Source organism: Streptomyces cyaneofuscatus (assembly GCF_042718795.1).
In the GTDB taxonomy this organism is placed as follows: domain Bacteria; phylum Actinomycetota; class Actinomycetes; order Streptomycetales; family Streptomycetaceae; genus Streptomyces; species Streptomyces cyaneofuscatus_A.
Window position 1 is genome coordinate 334,394 of sequence record NZ_JBHXOX010000002.1, and the last position, 14,076, is coordinate 348,469.

Genomic DNA, 14,076 nt, shown 5'->3' on the forward strand with positions numbered 1-14,076 from the left:
CTCTGCGCGCGTCGCAGCATCCTCTCCCCCTCCCCCCTGCCTGCTCAGGCATGTCTTCAGGAACGCCCATGTCCTCGCGCCGTGCCGCGTGGCCGCTGGTCGCCGTCTTCACCGCCGGTTACCTCGCCTCCTATCTGCTCCCCACCATCGTCGGCCGCCTCAGCGTCCATCTCGGGCTGACTCCCGCGCAGGCGGGCCTGGTCGGCAGTGCTCTGCTGCTGAGTTCGGCGAGTGCCGGGTTCACCCTGGCGGGCCGGGTCGAGCGGTACGGGTCCCGTACCCCGGCCCGCGTCGGTCTGGTGCTGGCCGCCGTGGGCTACGGCTCCGCCGCGCTGGCCGGGTCCGTGCCGCTGGTGGTGGCCTCCGTCATGGTCGGCGGCTTCGGCTCGGGGGCGGCGACTGCGGTCGCGGCGGCGGGGATCGCCGCGCAGCGCGACCCGCACCGGACGTCCTCGCTCGGGCTGCTCACCGTCTCCGCCACGGCGGGCGCGCTCTATCTGACGATCCCGCACCTCGGCGGCGGCCACCGGCTCCCGTTCGCCGCGATCGCCCTGGTCGCCCTGCTCGTCTGGCCCGCGACCAGCCGGCTGAACGGCCCCACGGCCCCGGAGGAGTCCGCATCCCGGATCACCGGCCGCCTGCCGCACCGCCGCTCCGGTCTCGTCCTGGCGGGCGGCATGCTCGTCTGGTCGATGGCGCAGAACGCTCTGTGGGGCGTCAGCAGCCGCATCGGCGTGGTGCAGGTGGGGCTCTCCGAGGTGACCGTCGGCGCGGTGTTCGCCGCCGCCCTCGGCGCGGGGCTGCTGGGCGTCATGGGCGCCGGGTTGCTCGGCGCCCGGGTGGGCCGGGCGGTGCCGATCGGGCTGGGGACCGTGGTGATCGCGGGGAGTATCGTGGTCAGCTCCTCGGCCCGGAACCTGGGCTCGTTCGCGACCGGCGAGATCCTGTGGAACACCGTCTACCCGGTGGTCCTCTCCTACCTGATCGGCCTGGCCGCCTCCCTGGACGTACGCGGCCGCTGGGCGGTCCTGGCGGGCTCGGCCTCCTCCGTGGGCGTGGCCTGCGGTCCGCTCCTGGGCAGCGTGCTCTCCGAGGAGGCCGGCTACCCGGCGATGGGGCTGATCCTGGGCGCGGCCACGCTCCTGGTCGCCGCGCCGGTGACCGCCGTGGCGCTGCACACCGGTGGCCGTCCGCTGGTGCCCGGTTCGGTCCGCCGCCGTGGTGGCGCCCCGGCCGCGCTGCTGGCCGCCACCACCGGCAGCCTGTCCGGTGCGGTGCCGAAGCTCGGCTCACCGGAGCAGGCCGTCACTGAACTCCGCGTACGGCGCAGGCGGCTGGTGCGCAGCGCGATCCGGACGGCCGGTCCGGACGGCGGGCCCGGTCAGTCGAACGCGTACGCCTCGACCTCGGACAGGTAGCGCGCCCGGCGCTCCTCGTCGTGGTCGAGGAAGGCCGCCTCGAAGGAGTTCCGGGCCAGGGTGCGCAACTGCTCCGGGTCGAGCGCGAGCGCGTCCCGTACGGCGTCGAAGTTGTCGCCCGCGTACCCGCCGAAGTAGGCGGGGTCGTCGGAGTTGACCGTGCAGAGCAGGCCCGCCGCCATCATCTCCGGCAGCGGGTGGTCCTTCAGCGTGTCGACCGTGCGCAGCGTGACGTTGGACAGCGGGCACAACGTCAGCGGCACCCGGTCCGCGACCAGCCGCGCCACCAGCTCCGGGTCCTCCATACAGCGCAGCCCGTGGTCGACGCGCTCCACGCCGAGGACGTCCAGGGCCTCGCGGATGTACTCCGGCGGCCCCTCCTCCCCCGCGTGGGCCACCTTGCGCAGGCCGAGGGCGGTGGCCGCCTCGTACACCTCGCGGAACTTGGCGGGCGGGTGGCCGACCTCGGCGGAGTCCAGGCCGACGGCGCTGATCCGGTGGAGGTAGGGGCGGGCGGCGTCGAGGGTGCCGAGGGCGGCTTCGGCGGAGAGGTCGCGGAGGAAACACAGGATGAGCTGGGTGGAGATGCCGTGGGTCTCCTCGCTGCGCTCCAGCGCCCGGCTGAGCCCTTCGATGACCGTGCCGATCGGGACGCCGCGGGCGGTGTGGGCCTGCGGGTCGAAGAAGATCTCGGCGTGCCGGACGCCCTGGGCTACGGCGCGGGCGAGATAGGCGTCGGCGAGTTCGGTGAAGTCCTCCTCCGTCCGCAGCACGGCCATCAGCGCGTAGTAGAGGTCCAGGAAGGACTGGAGGTCGTCGAACGCGTAGGCCCTGCGCAGCTCGTCGGTGGTGGCGTACGGCAGGGTCACCCCGTTGCGTTCGGCGAGGGCGAAGGCGAGTTCGGGTTCGAGGGTGCCTTCGATGTGGAGGTGGAGTTCGGCCTTGGGGAGATGCACGGTGTCTCGCAAACGGTGGTGCGGCTTTTCGGACTGCGGTGGTTCAGTGGTGGCGAGGGGGCAGCGGGACTCTGATCAGGTCCTGCGCCACGGTGAGTTCGCCGTCGAACCCGGCGGCACGCGCCTGGGTCTCGAAGAGTTCGGGGTCGCTGTAGCGCTGCGAGAAGTGGGTCAGCACCAGATGGCGTACGCCTGAATCCTTCGCCACCCGGGCGGCCTGTCCGGCGGTCAGGTGGCCGTGGTCGGTGGCGAGCTTCTCGTCCTCGTCGAGGAAGGTCGACTCGATGACGAGCATGTCGCAGCCCTCGGCGAGCGCGTACACGCCGTCGCAGAGCCGGGTGTCCATGACGAACGCGAACCGCTGCCCGCGCCGGTGCTCGGAGACCTGCTCCAGCGTCACGCCGCCGAGTGCGCCCGCACGCTGGAGGCGGCCGACGTCCGGCCCGGCGATCCCGTGCTCCTTGAGCAGGGCCGGCAGCATACGGCGGCTGTCGGGCTCGGTGAGGCGGTAGCCGTAGGACTCGACGGGGTGCGAGAGGCGGTGGCTGTCCAGCGTGTACGAGGCCGTGGTGGCGAGGACCCCGCCGGTTCCGGCGACCGGGGTCTCGGTCAGCTCGACGGTCTCGCGGTAGGCGGTGGCGTACCGCAGCCGGTCGAAGAAGTGCTGCCCGCTCGCCGGGTAGTGGGCGGTGACGGGGTGCGGGACCTGGTCCAGGTTGATGCGCTGGATCACCCCGGCGAGCCCGAGGGAGTGGTCGCCGTGGAAGTGGGTGACGCAGATCCGGTCGATGTCGTGCGCGGCGACCCCGGCCCGGAGCATCTGGCGCTGGGTGCCCTCGCCGGGGTCGAAGAGGATGCCCTCACCGTCCCAGCGCAGCAGATAGCCGTTGTGGTTGCGGTGCCGGGTCGGGACCTGGCTGGCGGTGCCGAGCACCACCAGCTCGCGTACGGACATGGGGAGGGACTCCTACGGGGCGGGCGTTATCCGGGGGGCCACTGGAGGCCGCGGCCGCCCAGGACGTGGGCGTGCGCGTGGAAGACGGTCTGGCCGGCGCCGGAGCCGGTGTTGAGGATGATCCGGTAGCCGGTGGAGTCGACCTTCTCGTCGGCGGCGACCGCTCCGGCCTCGCGCAGCACGTCGGCGGCGATCTGCGGTTCGGCGGCGGCGAGCGAGGCGGCGTCCGGGTAGTGGACCTTGGGGATGACCAGGACGTGGGTCGGGGCCTGCGGGTTGATGTCGCGGAAGGCGACGGTCGTGTCGCTCTCGCGGACGATGGTCGCCGGGATGTCCCCCGAGACGATCTTGCAGAACAGGCAGTCGGTCTGCGGCTCTCCCGCCATGGCGCCGGGCCTCCTCGTTCGCTGGTGATCAGTACGGCTCATGTTAGGGCCTGTCGTCAAGCTGCCGTCGTCGCCCGGCAGGCGGCAGTTTGACGACAGGCCCTGAAGCCTCTTGCCGGGCGGCCGGGCCCTGTTCAGCCCCAGCGGCCCGTGCGCCCCAGCAGCAGCGCGGTCGCCGCCGTCCCCGCGGTGGACGTACGGAGCACGCTGCGGCCCAGCCGGTACGGGCGGGCGCCCGCCTCGGCGAAGGCGGCCAGCTCCTGCGGGGAGACGCCGCCCTCGGGGCCGACGACGAGCACGATCGAGCCGGTGGCGGGGAGTTCGGCGGTGGCGAGGGGGGTGCTGTCGTGGTCGCGGTCCTCGTGCAGGACCCCGGCGAAGTCGGCACCGGCGAGGAGCGCGGCGACCTGCTTGGTCGTCATGGCCTCGGCCACCTCGGGGAAGCGCACCCGGCGGGACTGCTTGCCCGCCTCCCGTGCGGTACTGCGCCATTTCGACAGGGCCTTGGCGCCTCGCTCGCCCTTCCACTGGGTGATGCAGCGGGCGGCCTGCCAGGGCACGATCGCGTCGACGCCGGTCTCGGTCATGGTCTCGACGGCCAGCTCGCCCCGGTCGCCCTTGGGGAGCGCCTGGACGACGGTGATCCGGGGCGCGGGCTCCGGCTCCTCGTGGGTGCTTTCGACAGCGACGATCAGCCGGTCCTTGCCCTCGGCGGCCCGGACGGCGCCGTCCGCCCAGTGGCCGAGGCCGTCGGTGAGGACGACGTCCTCGCCGGGCTCCAGCCGCTTGACCGAGACCGCGTGCCGTCCCTCGGGCCCTTCCAGCACGAACTCCGGCCCGGTGGGCATCCGTTCGACGACGAAGACCGGTGCCGTCACCGGGGGCTCCTCATGCTCAGGGCCGCCCGGGCGGCCTCCAGTTCGGCGACGAGCAGCTCGATCAGCTCGCCGACAGGCAGTTCGCGGGCCATCCGGTGGCCCTGCCCCGCCCACAGCGCCATGCCCTGGGCGTCCCCGGCCTTCGCCGCGGCCTGGCGCAGCCCGGTGGTCAGGTAGTGGACCTGGGGGTAGGCGGCGGGGGCGTACGGGCCGTGCTCGCGGACGAACCGGTTGACCAGGCCGCGCGCGGGGCGGCCGGAGAAGGCGCGGGTCAGCTCGGTGCGGACGAAGAGCGGGTTGGTCAGGGCCTGCTTGTGGAGCAGGTGCGCGCCGGACTCCGGGCAGATCAGGAAGGCGGTGCCGAGCTGGGCGGCGTCGGCGCCCGCCGCGAGGACGGCGGCGATCTGCGAGCCGCGCATCAGGCCGCCGGCGGCGACGATCGGGATCTGCACGGTCTCGCGGACCTGGGTGACCAGGCTGAGCAGGCCGATGCCGGTGTGGTCGGCCTGCGGGTCGTCCCGGTGCGTGGACTGGTGGCCGCCCGCCTCGACGCCCTGGACGCAGACGGCGTCGGCGCCCGCCCACTGGGCCGCCTGGGCCTCCTCGGCGGAGGTGACCGTCACGATGGTGTACGTCCCCGCCTTGGCGAAGGCGTCCAGCGTGTCGCGGGTGGGGCAGCCGAAGGTGAAGGAGACCACCGGGACGGGGTCCTCCCGCAGGATGGCGACCTTCGCCTCGTACGCGTCGTCGCCGCAGCCGTCGGGGTCGCCCAGCGGGGTCTCGTACCAGGCGGCCTCACCGGCCAACTGGTGGCGGTAGACCTCGACGGCGCCGGCGTCGGCGAGCGCGGGCTGCGGCATGAACAGGTTCACGCCGAACGGGCCGCCGGTGAGCCGGCGCAACTGTTTGATCTCGTGGTACATGCCGTCCGCGGTCTTGTACCCGGCGGCGAGGAACCCGAGACCGCCCGCGTCGGCGACGGCCGCGGCGAGCTGGGGTCCGGAAGCGCCGCCCGCCATGGGGGCCTGCACGATCGGATACCGGCAGAGATCGGTCAACGCGGAGGACATGACCGCATCGTGCCACGTCCGCCGCACAGGGCCGAATCAGCCAGTGGGCGGCCTGACCGGTTCTCCCACCGAACGCCGCACCGCCCACCGGTCGGTAACCGGTGGGCGGTGCGGTGAAAGGCGGAAAACGGTTCAGCGGCCGTTGAAGGCGTCCTTCAGCCGGGAGAAGAGCCCCTGCTGACCTGGCTGAAACTGGCCCAAGGGCCGCTCCTCGCCGCGCAGCTTGGAGAGCTCCCGCAGGAGTCGCTCCTGCTCGGCGTCGAGCTTGGAGGGGGTCATGACCTCGACGTGCACGATGAGGTCGCCCCGGCCGCCGCCGCGCAGGTGGGTGATGCCCCGCCCGTGCAGGGGGACGGACTGGCCGGACTGGGTGCCGGGCCGGATGTCGATCTCCTCGACGCCGTCCAGGGTCTCCAGCGGACACTTCGTACCGAGGGCGGCCGCGGTCATCGGGATGGTGACCGTGCAGTGCAGGTCGTCGCCGCGCCGCTGGAAGACGGCGTGCGGCAGCTCGTGGATCTCGACGTACAGGTCGCCGGGCGGGCCGCCGCCGGGGCCGACCTCGCCCTCACCGGCGAGCTGGATACGGGTGCCGTTGTCGACGCCCGCCGGGATCTTGACGGTGAGCGTGCGGCGCGAGCGGATGCGGCCGTCGCCGGCGCACTCCGGGCACGGCGTCGGCACGACCGTACCGAAGCCCTGGCACTGCGGGCAGGGCCGCGAGGTCATGACCTGGCCCAGGAAGGACCGGGTGACCTGCGAGACCTCGCCACGGCCGCGGCACATGTCACAGGTCTGCGCGGAGGTGCCGGGGGCCGCGCCCTCGCCGCTGCAGGTGTTGCAGACGACCGCCGTGTCGACCTGGATGTCCTTGGTGGTGCCGAAGGCCGCCTCGGCGAGGTCGATCTCCAGGCGGATCATCGCGTCCTGGCCGCGCCGGGTGCGCGAGCGGGGCCCGCGCTGCGAGGCCGTTCCGAAGAACGCGTCCATGATGTCGGAGAAGTTGCCGAAGCCGCCGGCTCCGAAACCGCCCGCGCCGCCGCCCCCGCCACTGGCGGAGAGCGGGTCGCCGCCGAGGTCGTAGACCTGCTTCTTCTGCGGGTCCGAGAGCACCTCGTAAGCGGCGTTGATCTCCTTGAACCGCTCCTGGGTCTTGGGATCCGGGTTGACATCCGGGTGCAGCTCGCGGGCGAGCCGACGGAATGCCTTCTTGATCTCGTCCTGAGATGCGTCGCGGCGCACGCCGAGTACGGCGTAGTAGTCCGTGGCCACTTACGACTCCGCCAGGATCTGTCCGACGTAACGTGCCACTGCGCGTACCGCTCCCATCGTTCCGGGGTAGTCCATGCGGGTCGGTCCGACCACGCCGAGTTTGGCGACTGCCTCGTCGCCCGAACCGTAGCCGACCGCGACGACGGACGTGGACGTGAGGCCCTCGTGGGCGTTCTCGTGCCCGATCCGTACGGTCATGGCTGAGTCCGTGGCCTCACCGAGCAGCTTCAGCAGGACGACCTGCTCCTCCAGTGCTTCCAGCACCGGCCGGATCATCACAGGGAAGTCGTGCCCGAAGCGGGTGAGGTTGGAGGTGCCGCCGATCATCAGCCGCTCCTCCGTCTCCTCGACCAGGGTTTCGAGGAGGGTGGAAAGAACCGTGGAAACCGTCCCACGGTCCTCGCTGTCGAAGGATTCCGGCAGCTCCCGCACCAGCCGGGGGACATCCGCGAAGCGGCGTCCGACGACCCGGCTGTTGAGCCGGGCCCGCAGATCCGCGAGGGATGCCTCGCCGAAGGGCGCGGGGCAGTCGATCATACGCTGTTCGACCCGGCCGGTGTCCGTGATCAGGACGAGCATCAGCCGGGCGGGGGCCAGCGAGAGCAGCTCCACGTGCCGCACCGTCGAGCGGGTCAGCGAGGGGTACTGCACGACCGCGACCTGCCGGGTGAGCTGCGCGAGCAGCCGCACCGTCCGGCCGACCACGTCGTCGAGGTCGACCGCGCCGTCGAGGAAGTTCTGGATGGCCCGGCGCTCGGGCGAGGAGAGCGGCTTGACTCCGGCGAGCTTGTCGACGAAGAGGCGGTACCCCTTGTCGGTGGGGATGCGCCCCGCGCTCGTGTGCGGCTGCGCGATGAAGCCCTCGTCCTCCAGCACCGCCATGTCGTTGCGGACGGTGGCCGGGGAGACCCCGAGCTGGTGCCGCTCCGTGAGCGCCTTGGAGCCGACGGGCTCCTCGGTGCCGACATAGTCCTGGACGATGGCGCGCAGCACTTCGAGTCTGCGTTCGCTGAGCATGGCGCACACCTCCAGCTGTCGTTCTCCGGTGTCGTGAACTCCGGTATCCGTCTGGCACTCGGTGCGTACGAGTGCCAGCTACCCACCGGTCAGTGTACGGGGGTGAGGTGGGGCGGGGGCAAGGGCGACCGGCCACGCCGCCGCCGAGCCGTGCGGGGCGTTGCCGATAGCGTCGTCCCATGGACGTGTTGTGGGAAGACTTCGGCTGGGAGCGGTTGGGTCACGGTATCGGGCGGCGGCGCCTGCCGGGCTGGGACGCCACGGCCGCGCTGGTGGCGGGGGCCGACGGGGTGCTCCTGTACGACACCGGCTCGACCCTGCGCGAGGGCGTCGAGCTGCGCCGGCAGGCCGAGGCGCTGCTCGGCCGGAGGGTGACGCATATCGCACTGAGCCACCCGCACTTCGATCATGTGCTGGGCACGGCGGCGTTCGCGGGGGCGCAGGTGTACGGGGCGGTGGGGATCGCCGCGCTGCTGGAGCGGTCGGCGGACGAGCTGACCGGGTCGGCCGTGCGCCACGGCCTCCCGGAGGAGGAGGCGCACCGGGCGGTGGACACGCTGGTGGTGCCGCACCACGAGGTGACCGGCGAGTGGACGCTCGACCTGGGCGGCGGCCGTCAGGTGCTGCTGGCCAACGTGGGCCCGGGCCACAGCGGCCATGACCTCGCGGTGCTGGTCCCGGGCGCGGAGGGCGAGCCTGAGGTGGTGCTCTGCGGCGACCTGGTGGAGGAGTCGGGCGAACCGCAGGCGGGCCGGGACGCGATCCCCTCGCGCTGGCCGGCGGCGCTGGACCGGCTGCTCGAACTGGGCGGCGAGGGCGCGGTGTACGTACCGGGGCACGGGGCGGTGGTGGACGCGGCGTTCGTCCGGGAGCAGCGGGCGGCGCTGGCGGGGCGGTTCGGGGTGGGGTGAGGTTGCGGTTCCCGGGCGGAGTGACGGTTGTCGGGCTCTCGGGTTCTCGGGTTCTCGGGTTCTCGGGTTCTCGGTCGGAGTGACGATCTTCCGGGCGGCGTGAGGATTATCGTCTGCGCATGCGCAGTTACCAGCCGGACCTGACCCCGCCGTGGAAGCGGTCCGCCCCCGTGCCCGAGGTCCCCGCCGAACCCGATCTGGTCGTGGAGGAGGTCGCCACCGGTTTCTGCGGGGCGGTGATCCGCTGCGAGAAGACGGCCCAGGGGCCGACGGTGACCCTGGAGGACCGCTTCGGCAAGCACCGGGTCTTCCCGATGGAGCCGCGCGCCTTCCTGCTGGAGGGCAAGGTGGTCACCCTGGTGCGCCCCGGCCCCGGCGGCCCGGTGCGCCCCTCCCGTACGGCCTCCGGCTCCGTGGCGGTGCCCGGTGCGCGGGCCCGGGTGGCGCGGGCGGGGCGGATCTATGTGGAGGGCCGGCACGACGCGGAGCTGGTGGAGCGGGTGTGGGGCGACGACCTGCGCATCGAGGGCGTGGTGGTGGAGTACCTGGAGGGCATCGACGACCTTCCGGCCATCGTGGGCGACTTCTCCCCGGGGCCGGACGCCCGGCTCGGGGTGCTGGTGGACCACCTGGTGACCGGTTCCAAGGAGTCCCGGCTCGCGGCGCAGGTCTCGGACCCGGATGTGCTGGTGGTGGGGCACCCTTACATCGACGTGTGGGAGGCGGTGAAGCCGTCGTCGGTGGGGATCGAGGCGTGGCCGGTGGTACCGCGCGGCCAGGACTGGAAGACGGGGGTGTGCCGGGCGCTGGGGTGGCCGGAGAACACCGGGGCCGCCTGGCAGCACATCCTGTCCAAGGTGCACAGCTACAAGGACCTGGAGCCGCACCTGCTGGGAAGAGTCGAAGAGCTGATCGACTTCGTGACCGCCGTCCCGGACTGACCCCCAGGGCCCAGGGGATTCAGCCGGGGCTCAGTCCACCAGGTCCCGCACCACCGCGTCGGCCAGGAGCCGCCCGCGCAGGGTGAGGACCGCGCGGCCCTTCTCGTACGGGACCGGATCGAGCAGTCCGTCGGTCAGCGCGCGGCGGGAGGCGGCGAGGCCGTCGGGTTTGAGCAGGTCCAGCGGGCAGCCCTCGCGGAGCCGGAGTTCCAGCAGGATGCGCTCCACCCGGCGGTCCTCCTCGGCCAGGATCTCCCGGCCCGCGCCGGGTGAGCGGCCTTCGGCCAGCGCCTGGGCGTACGCGCCCGGGTGCTTCACGTTCCACCAGCGGACGCCGCCGACGTGGCTGTGGGCGCCGGGGCCCGCGCCCCACCAGTCGGCGCCGCGCCAGTACAGCTCGTTGTGGAGGCAGCGGCCGGCCTCGGTGGTGGCCCAGTTGGAGACCTCGTACCAGTCGAACCCGGCGGCGGCGAAGGCCTCGTCCGCGATGAGGTAGCGGTCGGCGTGGGCGTCGTCGTCGGTCATGGGGATCTCGCCGCGCCGGATGCGGCGGGCGAGCTGGGTGCCCTCCTCGACGATGAGCGCGTACGCGGAGACGTGGTCGGGGCCCGCGCCGATCGCCGCGTCCAGGGTGGCCCGCCAGTCGTCGTCGGACTCGCCGGGGGTGCCGTAGATCAGGTCCAGGTTGACGTGGTCGAAGCCCGCCGCCCGGGCCTCCGCGACGCAGGCCTCGGGGCGGCCGGGGGTGTGCGTGCGGTCCAGGATCTTCAGGACGTGCTGCTTGGCGCTCTGCATTCCGAAGGAGACCCGGTTGAAGCCGCCCTCGCGGAGCGCCGCGAGGTAGGCCGGGTCGACGGACTCCGGGTTCGCCTCGGTGGTGATCTCCGCGTCCTCGGCGAGCCCGAACTCTTCCTTGATCGACGCCAGCATCCGTACGAGGTCGGCTGCGGGGAGAAGCGTGGGCGTGCCGCCGCCGACGAAGACCGTACGGACCGGGCGGGGGTCGTCGCCGAGGACCTTGCGGGCCTGGCGGACCTCCTCGATGAGGTGGGCGGCGTAGTTGTCGCGGGAGGCCAGGGCGCCGCCGGAGCCGCGCAGCTCGGTGGCGGTGTAGGTGTTGAAGTCGCAGTAGCCGCAGCGGGTGGCGCAGTACGGGACGTGCAGGTAGAAGCCGAGCGGGCGGTCGGCTGCGCCTTCCAGGGCGTGGCGGGGCAGCGCCCCGTCGTCGGGCACGGGCTCACCATCGGGCAGTACGGAAGGCATACCGTCCATTGTCGCTCGCGCCGGAAGCTTCCCCGACCGGCCTCAGTCCGCGTGCCGGTCCGCGTGGAGCACCAGCAGGGCCACGTCGTCGTCCGGCGGCTGCTCGGCGAACTCGTGGACCGCCCGCCGGATGCGTTCCGCCGTCGCGTCGGCGGGGAGCCCGGCGCATCCGGCCAGCACCCGGGCCAGCCCGTCCCCGTCGTCGAACATCAGCGGCCCCGACCGCCGCTCGGTCACCCCGTCCGTGACGCAGAGCAGGGTGTCCCCGGGCGCGAGATCGAAGACCTGGCTCTCGTACGCCACGTCCTCGACGACCCCCAGCAGCACCTGCGGCTCGGCCGCCGGGCGTACGGAGCCGTCGGGGCGCAGCAGCAGGGGCAGCGGGTGGCCCGCGCTGGCCACCGTGCAGCGGACTCCGCCGCCGGGGAGCGGCACGACCTCCCCGTACAGCAGGGAGAGGAAGCGCGACTGCGAGCCGTCGTGGAGCTGCTGGCCCCCGGCGGCGGCGACCATCAGGGCGGCGGCCTCGGCGGCCTCCATGGCGTCGTCGAGGAGGAGGCGGTTGAGCCGGTCCAGGACCTCGCCGACGCCGAAGCCCTCGCGGGAGAGCAGGCGGAGCCAGGGGCGGGCGAGGCCGGTGACGACGGCGGCTTCGGGGCCGCTGCCCTGGACGTCGCCGAGGACGAAGCACCAGCGGTCGCCGGGGCACGGGAAGATGTCGTAGAAGTCACCTCCCACGACGCCGTCGTCGCTCGGTTCGTAGACGAGGGCGCTGGTGACGCCGGGGATCTCGGCGACCTTGCTGGGGAGCAGGCCGCGCTGGAGGATCCGGCTGATGGTGGCCTGCCGGGTGTAGGCGCGGGCGGCGCCGACGGCGAGGCCGAGACGGCGTACGAAGTCCTCGATGAGCGAGGCGACGGCCTCCGGCACCTGGGCGACGCCCTCCCGGCCGACGAGCACGGTGCCGAGCGCCCGGCCGGCCGCCGTGATCCGGAAGGCGAGGGCGGCGCCGTCGCGGGCGCCGGGCTGCGGAGGCTCTTCGGTGGGCGGGTGCTCTTCGGTGGGCGGGTGTTCTTCTGCGGGCGGGTGCTCTTCGGTGGACGGGTGTTCTTCGGCGGGCGGGTGCTCTTCTGCGGGGTGCGCGGGCCAGGGCACGGGGACCGACACGGGGCCGGAGCCGACGCCGGCCGGGAGGCGCAGCGGCTCCCGCTCCAGGGCGGTGCGCAGGAGTTCCGTACCGGTCTCGTCGCTGTGCCAGACCCGGGCCAGCCGGGGTTCGGCGCCCGGTCCCCCGCCCTCGGCCTCCAGCCAGATCGCGCACCAGTCGGCGAGCCGGGGCACCAGGAGCTGGCCCGCTATGGCGGCCACCAGGTCCTCGTCGAGCTGCCCGGCGAGCAGGTCGGACGCCTCGGCGAGGAAGGCGGGGGCGCCCCGGCTGTCCCAGACCGCGTCGTCGCGTTCGGTGCGCCGGGCGGCGGGGGCGAGGATCTCGGCGGCGCGCAGGCCGCGCTGGAGGGAGTCCTGGTCGGGCGGGGCGGGCGGGCCGCTCCAGTCGTCGACGGGGAGGCGGGCCCAGACGGTCTTGAGGCCGGTGCGGTAGGTGATGCCCCAGGACTCGGCGAGGGTGGCGACGAGCTGGAGGCCCCGGCCGTACTCGGCGGGGTCGGGGAGGCCGGCGGGTTCCTCGGTCTCCGTACGGGCCGGATCCCCGGCCTCGTCGGCGCCGACCGGGCGGGCCGGATGGTGGTCGGTGACCTCCAGGACGAGGGCGGCCGAGGGCTCGTCGCCGCCCTCCTCCTCCAGCCGGAGGACCAGGTCGACCGTGGTCCCGGCGTGCACGACGGCGTTGGTGACCAGCTCGTTGGTGACGGTCACCGCGTCGTCGGCGAGCCGGTCGCTGAAGCCCACGGCGGCGGGCACCCCGAGCCCGGTCCACTCCGCGAGCGCCGCCCGCACGAACCGGCGGGCGGCGGACGGGGCGAGCGGTATGCCGGGCAGGCTGGTACGGCTGGCCAGGCGCGGGCCGTGCGCGTACCCGGCACGGGTGGTGCCGGGGCGCTGCACGGTGTCCCGCTGCACGGGGATGGGTGCCACGGTGCGGCTCTCCTACGGGTCCGACGACTCCGACAGAGTGACAGACCGGACGCGCCCATAAGCACCGAGTTACCGAAGTGGGCAGAAAATCGAGCAGATTCGAACGCCTGGTGTCAGGTTCCGTCGCGGCGATGAGCCGGCGGGCCTCCACGGGTCTACCCCTGGAGAGACCACCGACGCATCAGGAGCAAGCCATGGGCCTCATCCACATCGAGCTGTTCGCGACCCTCGACCTCGTCGGACAGGCGCCCGGCGGACCCGACGAGGACCCGCAGGGGTTCCCGTTCGGCGGCTGGCAGGCGCCCCTGCTGGACCAGGTCACCGAGGCGCAGATCGGTGGAGCGTACGAGGGCACGGACGCCCTCCTGCTCGGCCGGCGGACGTACGACATCTTCGCCGCCTACTGGCCTCACCAGGAGGGCGGCGAGGACGACGGGATCGCCACGCTCTTCAACAGGGTCCCGAAGTACGTGGCCTCCCGCGGCAGGCCCGACCTCCCGTGGGCCGGGTCGACGCCGCTCGGCCCGGACCTCGCCGCCTCGGTGCGCGAGATCCGCGACCGGCACGAGCACGTGAAGGTCGTCGGGAGCCTGAACTTCGTCCAGACCCTCCTGCGCGAGAAGCTCTTCGACCGCCTCGACCTCTGGCTGCATCCCATCGTGCTCGGCGTCGGGAAGAAGGTGTTCGACGGGGGTGCGGTGCCCACCAACCTGACGCTCCTCGCGCCACCGGCGGCCGGCCCGAAGGGCGCTGTGCACCTGCGCTACGGGCTCGCCGACGGCATTCCCGCGACGGGCGACATGAGCGCACCCGATCGCGGTGCCGGAAGCTAGCGTGCCCGGCCGGTCACGACAGGACACGCACGACAGGGCACGCACGGCGGACGGGGCGGCCCGACACCCGTCGGTGTCGGGC

The 14,076-nt window shown here is 73.2% G+C and carries 13 protein-coding genes; 4 read left to right on the plus strand and 9 right to left on the minus strand.

The features are described from left to right. Window positions 1-68: 68 nt before the first annotated feature. Window positions 69-1,418 carry an MFS transporter gene (locus tag ACFWRT_RS03200; RefSeq protein ID WP_380952633.1) on the plus strand — a complete coding sequence of 450 codons (1,350 nt, stop codon included), beginning with the start codon at window positions 69-71 and terminating at the stop codon, window positions 1,416-1,418. Here ACFWRT_RS03200 and ACFWRT_RS03205 read toward each other — a convergent pair. From ACFWRT_RS03205 to hrcA, 7 genes are all read right to left on the minus strand, one after another. Beyond that, window positions 1,382-2,374, minus strand: a complete 993-nt coding sequence (locus ACFWRT_RS03205) for an adenosine deaminase (RefSeq protein WP_380952632.1) — start codon at window positions 2,372-2,374, stop codon at window positions 1,382-1,384. The two genes, ACFWRT_RS03200 and ACFWRT_RS03205, sit on opposite strands and share 37 nt — an antisense overlap. 43 nt (window positions 2,375-2,417) lie before the next feature. Beyond that, window positions 2,418-3,329 (minus strand): ribonuclease Z, encoded by a 912-nt coding sequence (locus tag ACFWRT_RS03210; RefSeq protein ID WP_380952631.1) that lies wholly within the window; start codon window positions 3,327-3,329, stop codon window positions 2,418-2,420. A 26-nt stretch (window positions 3,330-3,355) separates the two neighbouring features. After that, window positions 3,356-3,715: a histidine triad nucleotide-binding protein gene (locus tag ACFWRT_RS03215; RefSeq protein ID WP_030563432.1), complete on the minus strand. Its 360-nt coding sequence runs from the start codon at window positions 3,713-3,715 to the stop codon at window positions 3,356-3,358. A 134-nt stretch (window positions 3,716-3,849) separates the two neighbouring features. Beyond that, on the minus strand, window positions 3,850-4,593 hold the full coding sequence (locus ACFWRT_RS03220) for a 16S rRNA (uracil(1498)-N(3))-methyltransferase (RefSeq protein WP_380952630.1): 744 nt from the start codon (window positions 4,591-4,593) through the stop codon (window positions 3,850-3,852). Continuing rightward, the gene (locus tag ACFWRT_RS03225; RefSeq protein WP_380952629.1) at window positions 4,590-5,663 is read right to left on the minus strand and encodes a nitronate monooxygenase; all 1,074 of its coding nucleotides are present in this window, start codon (window positions 5,661-5,663) and stop codon (window positions 4,590-4,592) included. The genes ACFWRT_RS03220 and ACFWRT_RS03225 overlap by 4 nt, the downstream gene beginning before the upstream one ends. 132 nt (window positions 5,664-5,795) lie before the next feature. After that, window positions 5,796-6,935: a molecular chaperone DnaJ gene (dnaJ, locus tag ACFWRT_RS03230; protein ID WP_380952628.1), complete on the minus strand. Its 1,140-nt coding sequence runs from the start codon at window positions 6,933-6,935 to the stop codon at window positions 5,796-5,798. Then, window positions 6,936-7,952: a heat-inducible transcriptional repressor HrcA gene (gene hrcA / locus ACFWRT_RS03235; RefSeq protein WP_030563440.1), complete on the minus strand. Its 1,017-nt coding sequence runs from the start codon at window positions 7,950-7,952 to the stop codon at window positions 6,936-6,938. It lies immediately after the preceding gene. A gap of 179 nt (window positions 7,953-8,131) precedes the next feature. Here hrcA and ACFWRT_RS03240 point away from each other — a divergent pair, with 179 nt between their 5' ends. Continuing rightward, window positions 8,132-8,863, plus strand: coding sequence for an MBL fold metallo-hydrolase (locus tag ACFWRT_RS03240; protein ID WP_380952627.1), 732 nt, complete (start codon window positions 8,132-8,134; stop codon window positions 8,861-8,863). Window positions 8,864-8,982: 119 nt separating this feature from the next. Next, complete coding sequence (locus ACFWRT_RS03245) at window positions 8,983-9,804, plus strand: DUF3097 domain-containing protein (RefSeq protein ID WP_380952626.1); 822 nt, start codon at window positions 8,983-8,985, stop codon at window positions 9,802-9,804. 30 nt (window positions 9,805-9,834) lie between these two features. Here the strand turns inward: ACFWRT_RS03245 and hemW are convergent, their stop codons facing one another. Continuing rightward, on the minus strand, window positions 9,835-11,076 hold the full coding sequence (gene hemW / locus ACFWRT_RS03250) for a radical SAM family heme chaperone HemW (protein WP_380952625.1): 1,242 nt from the start codon (window positions 11,074-11,076) through the stop codon (window positions 9,835-9,837). Window positions 11,077-11,109: 33 nt separating this feature from the next. Then, window positions 11,110-13,161 (minus strand): SpoIIE family protein phosphatase, encoded by a 2,052-nt coding sequence (locus ACFWRT_RS03255; protein ID WP_380952624.1) that lies wholly within the window; start codon window positions 13,159-13,161, stop codon window positions 11,110-11,112. A 194-nt stretch (window positions 13,162-13,355) separates the two neighbouring features. Between ACFWRT_RS03255 and ACFWRT_RS03260 the strand changes: the two genes are divergently transcribed. Beyond that, complete coding sequence (locus tag ACFWRT_RS03260; protein ID WP_380952622.1) at window positions 13,356-13,994, plus strand: dihydrofolate reductase family protein; 639 nt, start codon at window positions 13,356-13,358, stop codon at window positions 13,992-13,994. Window positions 13,995-14,076: the final 82 nt, after the last annotated feature.

Coding starts and splice junctions, on each gene's coding strand:
- ACFWRT_RS03200 (WP_380952633.1), top strand. CDS start 69: ATGTCCTCGCGCCGTGCCGCGTGGCCGCTGGTCGCCGTCTTCACCGCC.
- ACFWRT_RS03210 (WP_380952631.1), bottom strand. CDS start 3,329: ATGTCCGTACGCGAGCTGGTGGTGCTCGGCACCGCCAGCCAGGTCCCG.
- ACFWRT_RS03215 (WP_030563432.1), bottom strand. CDS start 3,715: ATGGCGGGAGAGCCGCAGACCGACTGCCTGTTCTGCAAGATCGTCTCG.
- ACFWRT_RS03225 (WP_380952629.1), bottom strand. CDS start 5,663: ATGTCCTCCGCGTTGACCGATCTCTGCCGGTATCCGATCGTGCAGGCC.
- hrcA (WP_030563440.1), bottom strand. CDS start 7,952: ATGCTCAGCGAACGCAGACTCGAAGTGCTGCGCGCCATCGTCCAGGAC.
- ACFWRT_RS03240 (WP_380952627.1), top strand. CDS start 8,132: ATGGACGTGTTGTGGGAAGACTTCGGCTGGGAGCGGTTGGGTCACGGT.
- ACFWRT_RS03245 (WP_380952626.1), top strand. CDS start 8,983: ATGCGCAGTTACCAGCCGGACCTGACCCCGCCGTGGAAGCGGTCCGCC.
- hemW (WP_380952625.1), bottom strand. CDS start 11,076: ATGGACGGTATGCCTTCCGTACTGCCCGATGGTGAGCCCGTGCCCGAC.
- ACFWRT_RS03260 (WP_380952622.1), top strand. CDS start 13,356: ATGGGCCTCATCCACATCGAGCTGTTCGCGACCCTCGACCTCGTCGGA.